This window comes from Streptococcus mitis (assembly GCF_026782865.1).
Classification (GTDB): domain Bacteria; phylum Bacillota; class Bacilli; order Lactobacillales; family Streptococcaceae; genus Streptococcus; species Streptococcus mitis_CG.
In genome coordinates, this window is record NZ_JAKUXK010000016.1 from 1 (window position 1) to 16,911 (window position 16,911).

At 38.7% G+C, this 16,911-nt stretch carries 17 protein-coding genes; all 17 read right to left on the reverse strand.

The features are described from left to right. The coding region (locus MK482_RS08600; RefSeq protein ID WP_268718498.1) for a YSIRK-type signal peptide-containing protein at positions 1–810 on the reverse strand (810 nt) is incomplete at its 3' end. Between the two features lie 2 nt (positions 811–812). Continuing rightward, positions 813–1,376, reverse strand: coding sequence for a TIGR01440 family protein (locus MK482_RS08605; RefSeq protein ID WP_000659517.1), 564 nt, complete (start codon positions 1,374–1,376; stop codon positions 813–815). Between the two features lie 114 nt (positions 1,377–1,490). After that, a complete protein-coding gene (locus tag MK482_RS08610; protein WP_268718499.1) occupies positions 1,491–3,182 on the reverse strand; it encodes a cache domain-containing sensor histidine kinase in 1,692 nt (563 codons plus the stop codon). Beyond that, entirely contained in the window at positions 3,179–3,916 is a 738-nt protein-coding gene (locus MK482_RS08615) for a response regulator transcription factor (RefSeq protein ID WP_268718500.1), read from the reverse strand. Before MK482_RS08615 ends, MK482_RS08610 begins: the two co-directional genes overlap by 4 nt. A gap of 70 nt (positions 3,917–3,986) precedes the next feature. Next, on the reverse strand, positions 3,987–5,099 hold the full coding sequence (gene msrB / locus MK482_RS08620) for a peptide-methionine (R)-S-oxide reductase MsrB (protein ID WP_268718501.1): 1,113 nt from the start codon (positions 5,097–5,099) through the stop codon (positions 3,987–3,989). A gap of 9 nt (positions 5,100–5,108) precedes the next feature. Further along, positions 5,109–5,675 carry a redoxin family protein gene (locus MK482_RS08625; protein ID WP_268718502.1) on the reverse strand — a complete coding sequence of 189 codons (567 nt, stop codon included), beginning with the start codon at positions 5,673–5,675 and terminating at the stop codon, positions 5,109–5,111. A 13-nt stretch (positions 5,676–5,688) separates the two neighbouring features. Then, positions 5,689–6,399: a thiol-disulfide oxidoreductase-associated membrane protein CcdA2 gene (ccdA2, locus tag MK482_RS08630; RefSeq protein ID WP_268718503.1), complete on the reverse strand. Its 711-nt coding sequence runs from the start codon at positions 6,397–6,399 to the stop codon at positions 5,689–5,691. A 167-nt stretch (positions 6,400–6,566) separates the two neighbouring features. Beyond that, positions 6,567–7,115: a GNAT family N-acetyltransferase gene (locus tag MK482_RS08635; protein ID WP_268718527.1), complete on the reverse strand. Its 549-nt coding sequence runs from the start codon at positions 7,113–7,115 to the stop codon at positions 6,567–6,569. Positions 7,116–7,252: 137 nt separating this feature from the next. Then, complete coding sequence (nadE, locus tag MK482_RS08640) at positions 7,253–8,077, reverse strand: ammonia-dependent NAD(+) synthetase (RefSeq protein WP_268718504.1); 825 nt, start codon at positions 8,075–8,077, stop codon at positions 7,253–7,255. Continuing rightward, a complete protein-coding gene (locus MK482_RS08645; RefSeq protein WP_268718505.1) occupies positions 8,074–9,534 on the reverse strand; it encodes a nicotinate phosphoribosyltransferase in 1,461 nt (486 codons plus the stop codon). Before MK482_RS08645 ends, nadE begins: the two co-directional genes overlap by 4 nt. Before the next feature lie 115 nt (positions 9,535–9,649). Then, complete coding sequence (locus tag MK482_RS08650; RefSeq protein ID WP_000247408.1) at positions 9,650–10,138, reverse strand: DUF6773 family protein; 489 nt, start codon at positions 10,136–10,138, stop codon at positions 9,650–9,652. Next, positions 10,128–10,337, reverse strand: a complete 210-nt coding sequence (locus MK482_RS08655) for a helix-turn-helix transcriptional regulator (protein ID WP_261069987.1) — start codon at positions 10,335–10,337, stop codon at positions 10,128–10,130. Before MK482_RS08655 ends, MK482_RS08650 begins: the two co-directional genes overlap by 11 nt. 162 nt (positions 10,338–10,499) lie before the next feature. After that, positions 10,500–12,827: an ATP-binding protein gene (locus tag MK482_RS08660; protein ID WP_268718506.1), complete on the reverse strand. Its 2,328-nt coding sequence runs from the start codon at positions 12,825–12,827 to the stop codon at positions 10,500–10,502. Beyond that, positions 12,828–14,111, reverse strand: a complete 1,284-nt coding sequence (locus MK482_RS08665; RefSeq protein WP_268718507.1) for a DNA methyltransferase — start codon at positions 14,109–14,111, stop codon at positions 12,828–12,830. Positions 14,112–14,446: 335 nt separating this feature from the next. Then, positions 14,447–14,857 (reverse strand): GNAT family N-acetyltransferase, encoded by a 411-nt coding sequence (locus MK482_RS08670; RefSeq protein WP_268718508.1) that lies wholly within the window; start codon positions 14,855–14,857, stop codon positions 14,447–14,449. 100 nt (positions 14,858–14,957) lie between these two features. Next, complete coding sequence (locus MK482_RS08675) at positions 14,958–16,322, reverse strand: amino acid permease (RefSeq protein ID WP_261087882.1); 1,365 nt, start codon at positions 16,320–16,322, stop codon at positions 14,958–14,960. 75 nt (positions 16,323–16,397) lie between these two features. Beyond that, the gene (greA, locus tag MK482_RS08680; RefSeq protein ID WP_000818750.1) at positions 16,398–16,880 is read right to left on the reverse strand and encodes a transcription elongation factor GreA; all 483 of its coding nucleotides are present in this window, start codon (positions 16,878–16,880) and stop codon (positions 16,398–16,400) included. Positions 16,881–16,911: the final 31 nt, after the last annotated feature.

The following is a 16,911-nucleotide window of genomic DNA, read 5'->3' on the forward strand; positions in this document are numbered from 1 at the left end:
ATATGCTGCTTGCGGTTCTTGAACTAAGGATTCGCCCTCTTTACCAGTCTCTTGAGTGCCTTTAGCCTCAACCTTGCCAGTATATGCTGCTTGCGGTTCTTGAACTAAAGACTCGCCCTCTTTACCAGTTTCTTGAGTACCTTTAGCCTCAATCTTTCCAGTATATGCTGCTTGCGATTCTTGAACTAAAGATTCGCCTTTTTTACTGCTTGTGTTGATAGTCGATTTTGATTCTTTAAAGTAACCAACATACTCATATCCTTCAATATGAATAACTCCTTTAGCCAGGCCTTCTTGTGTAGAGGCTGAAATAGTTTGGTTATAAGAAAGCAACTCTTTATTTTCAAATGCAAAGGCAGTAAAAGGTACAAAATTGCTGACTCCAATAGAACTGATTAAGAGAACCCCTAGTACTTTACTGCGGTGTTTCTTTGAAACTAATAGAACCGCTAGCGAGGCTGTTGCCAAGCCAAGACCTGCTAGAGCAACTTCCTTACTTCCTGTGTAAGGAAGTTGTTGACTGGTAGTCGCCTTCTTGCGATAAACTACATAAATAATATCTTCATCTTGAAACTCTGTTGGAACCTCATGATGAATCAGAGCTTTTTCAGACTCGGTCAATTCCTGCTCCGCCAAATAACGGTAATGAACACTATGAGCACCACCGACTTCATTGGCGTGCACCTTATCTACTGAAAGGGTACTGGCTCCAAAAAGGAAGGCCCCAATGGCTACAGGACCTACCCCAACAGTTAGCTTACGAATCGAATATTTGGTGATTTTTTCTAGTTGTTGTTTTGTTTTTTTCATTCTCACGACTTTCTGATAGAATCTTGTGGATAATGCGCACGCGCACCTCCAATTAATTTTGGACGGCTAGCAAGAGCCGTTACATGGGCATGCCCAATTTCTCTCAAAAGAGGGCGAATCGGAACCTGAACATGCTTGACATGCATGCCAATTGCAGTGTCCCCGATATCCAATCCAGCATGAGCCTTGATAAATTCAACCTCAACTGGATCTTGCATAAACTTGAAGGCTGCCAACTGACCTGAACCTCCTGCATGAAGGGTAGGAAGGACACTGACAATTTCCAGACCAAACTGCTCTGCCACCTGACGTTCAACGACGAGGGCCCGATTGACATGTTCACAACCTTGAACAGCTAGATGAATTCCTTTTTCCTCTAAGATATCTAGGATGGTCTTCACAATGATTTCCCCAATTTCTTGGCTAGATTCCTTGCCAATCTGACCACCTATCACCTCACTAGAAGAAAGGCCCAAAACAAAGATAGATCCTTGCTTCAAATTGGCCTTTTCTAATACATCTTTTACAATCTGGCTTGTTTCTCTTTGAATGTCTTTTTCCTTCATACTTGATACCTCTTTTGTCATTATCTATCATATCGTTTTTTCTACTTTTTAGCAAGATAGACAACCTAGAAAGCTTGCCTAATTACGCATAAAACTCCCAGAATGAACTGGGAGTTAGCTAGTTTCTATTCTATTTATGTATATTTCAACTGTCGTTCCTTTTGAGGGAATAGAATCGATCTTCATTTGGTAATCTTCTCCAAAATGAAGTTTGAGCCGTTGATCAACATTTTGAAGACCAACCCCCCCACGTTTGAGTTGACTTTGACTACTATCGCCAGCATCTTGGAAACCAACCCCATCATCCTCAATGCGGATGACTAGTCCTGTCTCCTTCTTCTGAACAGAAACTTTAATATGTCCCTGACCTTCCTTCTCCTTAATGCCATGGTAAAGGGCATTCTCTACAAGAGGTTGTAACACCAGCTTGGGCAAAACTAGCTTATCAAAGGCAGGATTTTCATTAATTTCGTATTCCAGCTTATCGCCATAGCGTTGTTTCTGGATAAAGAGATACTGGCGGACATGATTGATTTCGTCAGACAGGCAAATCAAATCCTTGCCTTGATTGAGCGCCAAGCGGAAATAGGTCGCTAGGGACTTGGTCACCTGAACCACTCGCTGACTATCCTGAAATTCAGCCATCCAAATGATGGTGTCCAAGGTATTATAAAGGAAATGCGGATTAATCTGGCTCGACAAGGCTTGAAGTTCATACTGACGGGTTGTTTCTTCCTGCCTGCGAATAGCTGCCATCAGCTGATCAATCTGATCCAACATAGCATTAAACTGGCGAGTCACTTCTCGCAGTTCATGGGCACCAGTTTCCTTGGCACGAAGATTCTGATTACCAGAAGCAATCTCCAGCATGGTTTCTCTCAAATCATTCAGCGGAGCAATCCAGCGTTTAAGACTAAGCCACACCAAGCAGAGACAGGCAAGAAGAGATGTGACACTGGCTCCAAGCAAGGTCCACATGAGTTGACTCCGAACCTGATCTAACTTCTCCAACGAAGACACACCAAGCACCGTCCAATCAGTTCCAGCAATCCTTTCCTGGCTGACGTAGGATTTGTGATCTGGAGTATAGCCCTGCCCTGTCTCAATGTAGGGTTTCATAGCCTCCATTTCGCTAGACGAACTATAAACTGTGTGTTGAGGATGATAAACAAATTCATGGTTTTCATTGATAATAAAGGCAAAGCCCTGCTGACCCAATTGGAGTTGGTTGAGATAGGCTTCCAGAGTTTCATATGAAATATCCAAACGAAGCACACCCAAATTGGCTCCCTTTGCATCAACAAGTTCCTGAGTAACAGAAATAACCCACTGACTGTCCGATTTACGAGCTGGTGTTAAAACAGGCTTAGCTCCCTGATGAATAGCCTTTTGGTACCAATCCTCAGCCATCATATCAGAGGAAGTTTTCATCTGCACACTATCATCTGTAGAAATGACCTGACCGGATTTAGTCACCAGCACAACAGTTTTCAAGTCCTGGTCTGACTTTAAGATGGTCAAAAACAGATTTCGGATTCCCTTGACCTTGTCTTGACTGGGATTCTCAGCATAGGCTAGGACATCCGTCTGCTGGGTCAAACTAGTCGAGGTGGTTTCTAATTTTTTGATATAAGACTGGATAAAGTGGCTAGTTTGACTGATAGTCGTTTGGCTATTGCCTTCAATGGTAGTCTCAATGGCTGAAGAACTAGATTGATAGTAGAAAGTCCCGACCAGAGCTAGGAGAATGAGAAAGACCAGAAAGATGGAAATAACCATTCTGACTAGGAGAGAAGAACGCTTCATCGGCCTTCTCCCTTCTTAAACTGACGAGGTGTCACACCTGCAATCTGTTTAAAACGTTGAGTAAAGTAGTTCATATCTTCAAAACCAACTTTCTCTGCGATCTCATAAATCTTCAGATCTGTAGTTAAAAGCAAGAGCTTGGCTTGTTTGACACGTTCTCTCACCAGGTAATCCTGAAAAGGTAGTCCCAACTCTTTCTTAATCAAAGAACTCAGATAAGTCGGACTAAAGCCCAAGTCACTGGCCAAAGACTTTAAACTAAACTGGCTATCAGCCAGATGGGACTGGATTTTCTGGGCCATATTTCCCTCAAACTTATCGGTCAATAAATCTTGTAACTGCTCTTCTTTCTCTTCCTTATCCAACTTTTGCTTGATTTTCCCCAACATTTCCTCAATATCCTGACGAGAAAAGGGCTTGAGCAGGTAATCGTCCACACCGAGTTTGACAGCAGACAAGGCATAATCAAAATCATCGTAGCCCGTTAAAAATACCAAATGCACCTGAGGATAGATTTCTCGTACCAGACTGGCCAACTGGATACCATTTAGCTGAGGCATGTTGATATCGGTTAAAATGATATCCGGCACCTGCTTTTGTATCAATTCCCAAGCCTGCCTTCCATTTTCAGCCTGACCGATGATTTCCATATCGTAGGCTGCTACATTGACCAGCTTGGTCAAGCCTTGTCTTACCAGATATTCATCTTCTACGATTAAGATTGTATAGGTCATGCTTCTCTCCTTTGTCATTTACTAGTATCAGTATAGCAAAATTCTCCTCTAACTGCTTAGGAAAGCCCTTTTAATCAACATAATCTAGTAAATAAGCGTAGCCTTTTTCTTCCATTTGGTTTTTGGGAATAAAGCGGATAGAGAGACTATTAATACAGTAGCGCAAGCCACCCTTGTCCTGTGGTCCATCCGTAAAGACATGGCCAAGGTGAGAATCTCCAACTCGGCTCCGCACTTCCATGCGTGTCATATTGTAAGACTTATCTTCTTTGTAAGTAGCAACATCTGGACTAATGGGTTGGGTGAAACTAGGCCAACCACAACCAGACTCGAACTTATCCTTTGATGAAAAGAGGGGTTCGCCAGTTGCTACATCCACATAAATACCAGGTTCAAATTTATCCCAGTAGCGGTTTGAAAAAGCTCGTTCTGTTTGATTTTTCTGGGTAACTGCATACTCCTCAGATGACAAGGTCTTTTTCAATTCCTCATCACTTGGTTTGGGATATTTGCTGGCATCGATGACGGGGTAGGCCGCCTGATTGACATTGATATGACAGTAGCCATTTGGATTTTTCTTGAGATAGTCTTGGTGGTAATCCTCTGCCACTACAAAATTCTTCAAGGTTTCCTTTTCAACTGCTAGAGGTTGATCGTATTTCTTAGCCACCTCATCAAAGACTTGGTTAATCACCTCTAAATCCTTGTCATCTGTGTAATAAACACCAGTACGGTACTGGGTTCCCACATCATTCCCTTGTTTATTTTTGCTAGTTGGATTGATAATGCGGAAGTAATGAAGCAGGATTTCCTTGAGAGAAATTTGCTTGGCATCATAAGTGACATGGACAGTCTCCGCATGACCTGTTTGGTTAATCAATTCGTACTTGGTTGTTTCCCCTCTACCATTTGCATAGCCTGAAACGGCATCCGTCACCCCGGGAACTCGAGAAAAATACTCCTCAACTCCCCAGAAACATCCCCCAGCTAGATAAATTTCGTGCAAATCTGCATCTTTACTCACTTCTGTTTTTTTCACTGTTTTTCCTCCTTGGCTGACTGACGCTTTCTCAATTTGCGAGCTATCTGCCCGCCCTGCATTTCGCATCAATAGAAAATAGAAACCGGTTATGGCTAGGAAAAAAATCCCTGCCAAGACAAACAATTTTACTTTACCATTCATGACCTTTCTCTACCCCATTTCTTTCAATGTCTTTAAAATCATATCCTTATCCATAAAACCTGGTTTCGTTTTGACCAGCTTGCCTTCCTTGTCTATAAAGGCTTGAGTTGGGTAAGAACGGACACCATAACTTTCCAAAAGTTTTCCTGATGAGTCAATTAGAACTGGAATATTTTTATAATCCAAGCCCTTGTACCAGTTCTTAAATTCTGCTTCAGCTTGTTCACCTTTGTGTCCAGGAGAGACCACTGTCAAAACTACATAGTCATCACCAGCATCCTTAGCGATTTCATCCGTATCTGGAAGACTGGCCAAACAGATAGAACACCAAGACGCCCAGAATTTGAGATAGACTTTCTTACCCTTATAATCAGATAAGCGGTAGGTCTTGCCATCTACTCCCGTCAGTTCAAAATCAGCCACCTCTTTCCCTTTAGCCGTGCTTGTTTTACTAGCTGTCTGCTCCATCTTCATCTCATCTTTCATTTGGTGTTCACTGGTCATGTACTTGCCTGAACAAGCCGTCAAACAAAGGAGCGAACCTGCTCCAAGAACACATGTTTGCCATTTTTTCATTTCTTCTTCCTCTCTATTCAAATAATGTAGTCAAAATGGAAGCATTTCCCAAAAGCACCAAGATTCCCATCACGATAATGAGGAAACCACCCACTTTTTTGAGTATTCCGAGATAGGGATGAAGTTTTCGGAAATGTTTCAAAACATAGCTGGAGGCTAGAGCTAAAACCAAAAATGGTAGCGCCAAACCTAGCGTGTAGATTAACATGAGACCAGCTCCCTGCCAAGCTCCTGAACCACCTGAAGCCGCTAAAGCCAAAACAGACCCCAGAACCGGCCCTACACATGGCGTCCAAGCAAAACTAAAGGTCAACCCCAGTAAAAATGCCTGACTATAGCCGTTAGCGTTTTGACCCTGTCTCTTTAATTGTAGCCTTTTTTCCTTGTAGAGTCCCTGCAAATGTAAAACTTCCATCTGGTGTAAGCCCAAGAGAATGATAACTGCACCTGTCACATACTGAAACCAAGAAGCATACAGCAAATTGCCTAAAAAACCAGCTCCATAGCCCAGTAAGATAAAGATAAAAGAAATCCCCGCTATAAAGGCCAGAGTTCGCACTAAACTGACAATTGAGATTGAAATTTTTCCGCTAGAAACCTGAGCACCATCTTTATCATCCAACAAGACCCCTGCATAGACCGGTAACAAGGGTAAGATACAAGGAGAAAAGAAGGAAAGAATTCCAGCAAGAAAAACACTGATAAAAAAGATTACATTATCCATATCTTTTCACCCTTCTTTCTTTTGATAAGTCTATTATAATTCCCAACTCTAAGAAAAAAAAGGGACAATGATAGGGAAAAATAGGAATTTAATCAGTTTATTCAGAAATCTGGCACAAAAAAAGCCAGACAAGGTCTGACTTTGATAGATACAGAAAAGAAAATTCACTACTCTTCTCTGCTTATCTGGTAATAAATAAGGTTCGAAACGTAGTCTTTTCTCTCCACACCATTGGCAATAGTTTTTAGATAGGACATTCCAGCCTTCTCCATCACACGGCCTGAAGCTGGGTTGAGACTGGCGTAACGAGCTCTGACCTTTTGAAAACCTGCTTGAGTAAAACAGAAGTCCAAGACAGCTTTCAAGGCTTCTGTCATAATCTCATGTCCCCAGTAAACCTTGCCTAGTACATAGCCAATTTCACAAGAAGAATCGTTCTCATCTATTGTAACGATGCTGATATCTCCAATCACTTGTTTCGGGTCTTCTTTGAGGCAAATAGCCCATTTGTAATAGTTGGGATTAGTATAGGAGGCAACCCAGTTACGAATCGAATTTCGAGTCACCTCGACATCAGAATGGGGATCCCAAGTGACATAGGTCAGATTCTCAGCGGATGAAGCCCAATTCTGAAACATGGCTTCTGCATCACTTTCCACAAATCTTCGCAAGATTAAACGATCTGTCTGTAATATTTGCGTACCGATTGCTTTTATGACGCTACCTCGCTTTCTGATAGATGATTCTCTGCCCAACTTCAACTTCAACTTCAACTTCAATTTCAATTTCAATTTACTTTGCTTTTGAATTTCCAGGTAATAAGTGAGAGGCTGAAAACCTCCACTGGAGGTTTTCACTCCCAAAAATCATCAAATACGGTGATTGGTAGGTGGCGTTTATGTTGGCCTTTGTGCCACCAGTTTTCGATTCTTGTTTGAGCTTCTGGGCTGATTGTTTTGCCTTCTAGGTAGTCGTCAATCTCTTCATAAGTGACACCGAGGGCTACTTCGTCAGCTAGGCCTGGTTTGTCTTCTTCTAGGTCTGCTGTTGGAATTTTTTCATAAAGGGCTGGGTCTGCACCAAGTTCCTTCAAGAGTTGTTTTCCTTGGCGTTTATTAAGACGGTAAAGAGGGAGAATATCCGCACCACCGTCACCAAACTTGGTAAAAAAGCCTGTGATATTTTCCGCAGCGTGGTCTGTTCCAATGACCGCTCCGCTATGGGAACCAGCAAGGGCATACTGAGCAATCATACGGCAACGAGCCTTGATATTGCCCTTGTTGAAGTCTGAGACAGGACTACCTGTCGCTTCAACTGCAGCTGTCATGGCATCAGCTGATTCCTTGATATTCACAACCAAGCTGACATCTGGCTGGATGAAGGCTAGGGCTTTTTGAGCATCTGCTTCATCGGCTTGTACTCCATAAGGCAGGCGGACAGCGATAAATTTGTAGCTATCATCGCCCGTTTCAGCTCGCAGTTCTTCCATGGCCAGTTGAGCCAAACGACCTGCCAACGTTGAGTCCTGACCCCCAGAAATCCCTAGTAAAAAGGTTTTTAGGAAGGGATGTTTTTTCAGATATCTTTTTAAGAAATCAATGGAACGACGGACTTCTTCCTGAGCGTCAATCACTGGCTTAACCCCTAGTTGCTGGATAATAGTCTCTTGCAAACTCATTCTTCTTCTCCTTCGCCAAGGGCTTCCTTGCGCATCTTGTCAATCAAGTCCATCTTATCTTGCCATACATCACGCGCCAAATCCACTGGATAATGCTGCGGATTGAGCACACGCTTGTACTCATCCCAAAGCTTGTCAAATTCCTTACGAGCATAATCCTGAATCTCAGTCAGGCTAGGCAGGTTGTAAATCAATTTTCCGTCTTTGAAGATATCCACCAAGAGAGGAACGGCATCAAAATTACGAACGGTCTTCTTGATGTAGGTATAGGTCGGATGGAACATCTTGATTTCTGTCATGTCGCTCACATCCACACCGTCATAAGTGATGTAGTCGCCTTCTGACTTGCCTTTTTCACGACTGGTAATGCGCCACACCTGCTTCTTACCTGGTGTAGACACTTTTTCAGCATTATTTGACAGCTTAATCGTATTGCGCATGTTCCCATTTTCATCTTCAATTGCAACAATCTTATAAACTGCCCCAAGAGCTGGCTGATCATAGGCTGTAATCAGCTTGGTTCCCACACCCCAGACATCAATCTTGGCCTTTTGCATCTTGAGGTTGAGAATGGTATTTTCGTCCAAATCATTTGAAGCATAAATCTTAGCCTCTGTAAATCCAGCCTCGTCCAGTTGCTGACGGACTTTCTTAGAAATGTAGGCAATATCCCCAGAGTCAATTCGCACACCCATAAAGTTAATCTGGTCGCCCAACTCACGCGCCACCTGAATGGCAGCTGGCACACCAATACGAAGGGTGTCATAAGTATCCACAAGAAAGACACAATTTTTGTGGGTCGCAGCGTAAGCCTTGAAGGCCTCATAGTCGTTACCATAAACCTGTACCAAAGCATGGGCATGGGTCCCCAAGACAGGAATGTCAAAGAGCTTACCAGCACGCACGTTGCTGGTTCCATTGGCACCACCAATCACCGCTGCGCGTGTTCCCCAGATAGCCGCATCCATTTCTTGCGCCCGACGTGTCCCAAACTCCATCAAGGGTTCATCTTCAATAACCGAGCGAATACGAGCTGCCTTAGTCGCCACTAATGTCTGGTAGTTGACGATGTTCAAAAGAGCCGTTTCGACCAATTGACATTGGGCTAGAGGGCCTTCCACCTGTACAATCGGTTCATTAGCAAAAACCATGTCCCCTTCTTGGGCAGAACGAACGGTCAACTCCAACTTGAAATTGCGGAGATAGTCCAAGAATGCCCCATGATAACCAAGCGACTCCAAATAGGCAATATCACTGTCTGAAAAACGTAAATCTTCAAGATAATTCACAATTCTTTCCAAACCAGCAAAAACCGCATAGCCATTCTTAAAAGGCTGTTGGCGGAAATAAACCTCAAAGACCGCCTTTTTATTGTGAATTCCTTGGTCAAAGTAAACCTGCATCATGTTAATCTGGTACAAGTCCGTGTGCAATGTCAAACTATCATCTGGATACATACTTTTCCTACTTCCTACTTTACAAAGGTATGAACGTATTCTACCACTTTCACACCGTCCGATAAATTAGTACTATTATAACACATTTTAGCTGGATTGAGAAAAGAGTAACAAGCTATTCTCCACTCTCCAGTTCATCCATATCTTGTTCAAACTTTTTCTGAGCCCATTCTCCATAGCTCTTAAGACCAAGATTGCCAATAAAGACCCAGGGAAGGTAAATGACATAAGTAATTGCCCAAGCAGATAGGTATTTAACGTTCAAAGGATTGTGCTGATAAATTTCTATGTTGAATTGATAATTCTGTAACATCAAAAGAGCCGTAATAGCCAAGGTTAGGAAAAAACAACCCAAAATCGTAAAATGAAAACGACTATAGTAGGTCACTCCCAGATAACGGGCACGATTGAAAAAGAAGAAAATCCCTACTATCAGAGTATAGACTAGAAAATTCGGATTAAAAAGAGATGGAGCCAATACAGCCACCAAATAGCTTAGAAGTACAAGCCCAATAAAGAGTGAAAAAGACTCTGCCCCAGCTTTATTGATTAGTTGTTCTTCTCTTTCGTCAAGTAATTGATAATGAATAAATTTATTTACCATCTTCTTCCTCCCAAAATAATTGGTCTAGGGTTTTCCCTAAACATCTGCAAATGGACTGGCAGAGCGAGAGACTGGGATTGTATTTTCCAGCCTCTATCAAACCAATAGTCTGGCGTGTCACACCAACAGCCTCTGCCAGTTGACCTTGTGTTAAATCAAGCTCAACCCGAGCTAATTTTAATTTTAAATTTTTAACCACCTTCGTCCTCCTTATAGTTTTAAAAAGTTGCGCCTCTTTTCAACAACATTATATCATATATCTAACTTAATGCAATATATAAATGTCATTTTGTAAAATTTTATTAACAAAAAAACTCTCTATCACAAAAAATAGAGAGTGTTTTAGAAAAAATATTAAACATCATTGAGAGGTTAAGTGCAATAATACAAGGAGTAATTGTATTTCTTGTGTTTTTGTTTTTAAATCTTCTTTTGTAATTATCCTAGATCCATTATGTACAGATAAGTTTAAAAATGCAATAAAAGCATTAACTTCACTTTGAGACTGAATATATTTATATATGCTTAATAGTATCTGCTTATCTTTATCATCAAGGTGTGAATCCTTGATGATATCTTCTGCCATTGAAATAACTTTATTATAGTTCTTTGATAAATCTGTTTTCTTTTCTTCTTCAATGTTATTTAATATATCATTAACAGTCAGTTCAATAAGAGTTCTATAAGAAATTACAGGAATAATACTGTAATCAGTCTTAAATAACTCGTTAATTTCATTTATTAAAACTTTGATATCTGAAGAAAAATTTGGAGTTTCGGTGATTGGCAATCTAATCAAGGACTGTTTTAATTGTTCAGGTTTTATTTCGTACTCCTCAGACGATTTTATCCTAAAAGTAAAATCACTTTCATATTCTAGTTTAGTATCTTTATCCTTTACACTTACAGTTATAGTTTGCTCTCCATTTCTACCAAACCTTATTTCTCCTTTTCTTCCATCATATCTGATTGTATGATTCCCATTTGTTGTTATATTCGGTTCTATTCTCTTCCATGGAATTCCTAAACTATTATATAAAGTAAAAATAGTTTCTAATTTGTAATCAACATCGCGTAATAAATCAATTTTGTGCACTTCTATTTTAGGCTGGACTGGCTTTTTCAAAATTATCTTTAGAGAAGTTATTGTGGAATCTGTCTCTTTCTTAATCAACCATTCACCTTCTTGTGTTTCATTAAATTCTCTCACTTTTTCTTCGTTAAAATAAATATCTGTAGCAACTTGAATTAATTCCTTTAAATTAGGAATCTTCTTGTCTAGATCATCTATATCAATCCATGATTCAACTATTCCCAAATTTATTGTTTCTTTTGTCTTTGGAATAATATCTAATAGAATTTCCTTATCAAAAAGAGTACATTTTAATTTGTCTCTTTGTTTTTCAAAAATTATAAAATCTTTTAATTTAAAATTTGGTCTAATATATTTTTTAAGATTTCTGAGATCAGAAGTCTCTTCTTCAGCTATCCTATTTTGAATAAATGTTTTCTCAGTTTTCTCAGAAAAATCTCTTAATTCATTTTTCAACGAAGCACCAATTCTCTGAATTTCTTCATTTAATTTTTCAATGAAATGAGCAATCTCATCAGTTAACTCACTCTGAGAAAATTGAGTCCGATCAGAATTAAACTGTATTGATGAATCACTAGATTTAATCGAAATATAACCAATTAATTGCTTTAATACTTCACTATATTTTTTAGTAATCATTAATTCAGTATCAAACAACATATAGTTGTTAAATAAATTATTATTGATATAAATTAAAGGAGTCAAGTTATTATTAGTAGGATTATAGAATAAAGAGTTAATCTTACTTTTTCCATTTGAAACGAAATAATAGGCAGCTAAATTAATATCAAGAGAATACCTATCTGAATTAAAACTAAATTCCTCAGAAAAGATATCCTTACCATCTTTCCTAAAGACTAGATTTTGATCAGACGAAGAATAATTTATTTCAAATAACTGCCGAGGCTTATTTTGTGTCTGTAATTGAATTTCATAATCGGTTGAGTTAATCTCTCCATCTATATTAAGTTTTATAATAAAGTTCTTATCGGCAGAAATTTTTCCGTCAGATATTTTATCATCAATAAAAGAATTTAAAATTTTATTTCGATTAACTTCTTCACTAAGATACCCTTTTAAAGTATTGACATTATAATCATTGATTTCAATTTGGATTAAAGTACCTATAAAATCTCCTGAACTTGAAAGAGTAACATCTAAACGCTTATCAGTTATATTATATTCAGTAACCAAAGAATCAAAATCTACAGTAAACTCTGAGATCTGAGTATTTTGAGCTGTTTTCCAATATACTTTTTTCCCAAATCTAAAAACAGATAAAAATCCCAAACCTTTTGACCCCTGAGTTAAGCGTTTAGTATCCTTATAAGAAATAATTTCTCCATATTGCTTATCACTACTTGATATGTGGAATAATTTTTTAATTCCCTCCGTATCCATACCAATTCCGTAGTCTCGAATTGTAAGTAGTCTAGATTCCGAATCCAATGTAATATCGACACTAGGAGAACAAGCATCGTACGCATTTTTTATTAACTCATTTAGAGCAATAATATTATTTGGAATTTTTTCTGATAATTCACTCAATATATTACCTGCTACAGTAATAGGTATTTGTTCAACTTTATTAGGCATCTAAATCTCCTTTATTTTTCTTAATATCAAAACATATTCTTGATTCATTGATTCCACTGATTTATCTTTTACTTTAGAAACCCGTCTTGGCATTCTCTTTATAGGTATATTACGTGTAATAGAAGCTTCCAACTCAAAACCAATATTTTCAAAAAATTCCTGCGTAATACTTGATAATGGCACTACTTTATTATCAACACGTCGATCACCTAAAGTTAAAACTATTCTCTTATCCTTTTTTAGAACACGTCCCATTTGCATCATCACTTCCAAATAGTCTATTACAAAATTTTCCACTTTTTTTCGCTTATCTTGAGATATACTTTCAAGATACTCAGATAAATAGTGTGACTGATGCTTTTGTTTATTTCTTTTGCCAGATCCACCTAAACTATTTGAATCAATACTTGAATAATTATCTATTAAATTTTCAGAAAAAACCTCCAAATCCTTCCTATCAATCCAATATATCGGTAGCATAGAGTACTGTCCATATGTTACAGTAGTTGAATTATCTCCATACGGAGGAGAAGTAACAATCAAATCGACAGAATCGCTCTTCATTCCAAATAAAATATCTTCCGATTTTCCTATTTTTAAATCAATTTTTTTACTTCTGTTATAATCAGGTAAATATTGAGAGTATTCGTTAATGCTCTTTATAAAATCTTCAACGATGTGGTTTTCCATCTTTTCAATAGCGCTTTGCTCTTTTATATGCAATTTAAATGTTGAACTTCTTGTATTACTGTATTTTTTTAAAATATTAATTAAACACACCCAATAATACTGTCTTACGTATCTGTATTTTTCTCTCTGAATAGCACTACGAATTTTACTAAACGTTATTATAAAATCTTTTCGATACCATTTTTCTATATTATAAAAATAGTGTTTATCAAATTCAAAACTATTGCTTTTTAAAAATTTCTCAATTCTATTATTTGCTATATATATATATATTTTGTTAACACCTTGCAGCTTAACTTTTGTAATAAGATTAGCTAAAGGGTTAATATCTATGCCAATCGGAAAAAGGTTATTCTTTTCACCCTCTACTAGTGTTGTTCCAGAACCATGAAAAGGATCAAGAATATTTGTAATAGATGAATCTTCACTTTTAATTAGTTTAATTAATTCATATTGCATATCAGGAACCATCGTAGCTGGATAAGCACTAATTTTATGCATGCCTGAAGCAGTTACATTTTTAAAGTCCCAGTAATCAATTTCTTTTTCTTTTATTTTATCTACTAAATTCGACTTCAACAATTTAGCCCCCAACTAATATTTTTCTATTATGCACCCTAAGTATAGCATAGAATTTTTTGAACGTAAAGAAATAATATAATTAATCTGTTAAGGAAAATTAAATAGGTTTCTATTAACAAAAAACCTCTACCACCTAAATGATAGAGAGTTTCTGCTTATTCGATTTTTTTCAAAACATCTACAGCATCGTAGGATTTCACATCTAATGTCTCAGCTGCGATTGTATTGTCCTCAATATCAGCTAGAAAGACACAATTTCTAGATTATAACTGCTAATTATTGATAGTTATTCATATCCATCAGTCCACCTCCATACTCATGTACGAGCCTATCACTTCATATTCACCTTACAGATTCTTTTGGTAATAATACCTTTGCCCAATGTAGGGATAGTCTTGTAAGGTAAAGATTTCCTTGTAGCCATGCATTTTATAAAAATCAGGAGCTTGAAACTGGTAGGTATTGACAAAAGCAAAACGACAGTTTCGATTCTCAGCTTCAGTTTCTGCTTGCTGCAATAGTTTTGAACCGATTCCTTGCCCTCTCAGTTCCTCTTTTACAAACAAATATTCGATTTCCAACCAATTTCCAAAAGTCTCTGCTATCAAACCTGCCAGGAGATTGCCCTTTTCATCTTCGACATAAAGATTAAGTGGCTCACTTTCAGCCTCTTCTCTTTTTGAACGGTTATAAGCACGAATCAGATTCCCTATTTCTTGTGATTTATGGGATTCCTTATTTTCCAATCTAAAGTACATCTAAACCTCCTTAAACACTGTTACAGCTTGATTATAGTCTTATTTCAATAGACTGTCAAACTATCAAAAACCCACCAACCTGAGTTGATGAGTCCTTAATCTATTTTCTAAATTTCCACTGGCTATAAATACCGAAACCGATAATCCAGATAGCTGAACCGATTGCTCCGACAAATGTAGACTCTTGTAAAAAGAGGGTTACAAAGACAAAAGCAAAGAAGAGCATGGTTAACGGATTTAGGAAACGATAATGGGGCATAAGATAGCCATCCGCCATAAAGTCTGGTGACTTGCGATACTTGAGGTGAGCAACCATAATCAAGATATAAATAGCGATATAGACACCTGATGATGATGCCGTAATCAAGGCAAAGGCATCAGAAACACCTGGCAATATGTTAATAAAGGCTGCTAGGGCAATCAAAACTGCTGAAGCGATGATGGCATTTTGTGGCACATTATGGCGAGAAAGAGTATCTGCTTTAATAGCCTTTAGGAAGCGATTTGGCGAATCATGAGCAATCTGATACAAGTGACGACCTGTTGAATAAAGGGTTGAGTTAAGAGCAGATGCTGCTGACGTCAAAACGACGAAGTTAATCAAGGCCGCTGCCCACTTGATACCTGCCAATTCAAACACCGTAACAAAGGGAGAATCAGCCGATGCAAGTTCACGCCAAGGAATGATAGCCATGATGGCTAAGAGGGCACCTCCATAGAAAAAGGCGATACGCAAAGGAATTTCCTTAACGGCTTTTGGCAAGACCTGACGTGGATTTTTTGTTTCTGAAGTCGTTACCCCGATAAACTCAATCATGAGGTAGGCAAAGAAAACCATCTGGAAGGCCATGACAAAGTTAACTCCACCATTTGGGAAGAGGGAGAAATTATCGGCGATATTAGCCAAACTTGCTACTCCATGTGGTGTCTTAAAGCCTGTCAAGACCATAAAGACTCCTGTGGTAATCATAGCTAAAATAGCCACAATCTTGACCATAGCAAACCAAAACTCAACTTCCCCAAAGAGCTTCACCGCAATCAGATTGACCAAGGCTAGAATAGTTAAAAATCCAATCTCAATCATCCAACTTGGCCAGCTAGGGAACCAGAACTGAACATAGTGAGAGATAGCAGTGATTTCCGCCATACCGATAAAGACAACGGATAACCAGTAAGACCAAACTGAGAAATACCCCCAGCCCTTACCTAAATGGCGCGTGATAAAGTTGATAAAGGTATGTTGCTCAGGGTCTTGGTAGAGCATTTCTCCAACCGCACGCATCATGAGGAACATGAAGGCCCCTGTAATCATATAAATCAGTACAATGGAAGGACCTGTTAGGCTAATAGAGCGACCTGCTCCCAAAAAGAGTCCTGTTCCGATTGTTCCAGCGATGGCCATAACCTGCACATGACGATTGGTCAGACCACGCTCCATCTTATTTTTTTTCTTCTTTGAACTCATATCGTCTCCAATTCAATTTAAAATGGAAAAAGGAGTGAGTGAAGCGCACTGCCTCCCCACTCCTTTTTTCTGCTTTTAGGCTGTTTTTTCAACCTTTAAGATTTTCACATCATAGCTACCAACAGGTGTCTCAATGGTTGCTGTATCACCTGTTTTCTTGCCAATCAAGGCTTGTCCAATTGGGCTTTCATTTGAAACTTTACCCGCAAAGGCATCTGCACCTGCTGAACCTACAATAATATAAACTTCTTCTTCGTCCTCACCAATTTCTTGGATAGTAACTGTTTTGCCAATCGCTACTTCGTCTTGGGCAACTGAGTCACTATTGACGATTTCAGCATAGCGAATTTTTGTTTCCAAGCTAGAGATTTGTCCTTCGACAAAGGCTTGTTCATCCTTAGCTGCTTCATATTCACTGTTTTCAGAAAGGTCACCGTATGAACGGGCAATCTTAATGCGTTCTACCACTTCTGGTCGGCGGACCAATTTCAATTCTTCTAATTCTTTTTCAAGTTTTTCCTTTTCCGCAAGGGTCATAGGATATGTTTTTTCTGCCATTTTTCTCAACTTTCTTATTTAACTTTTAAAG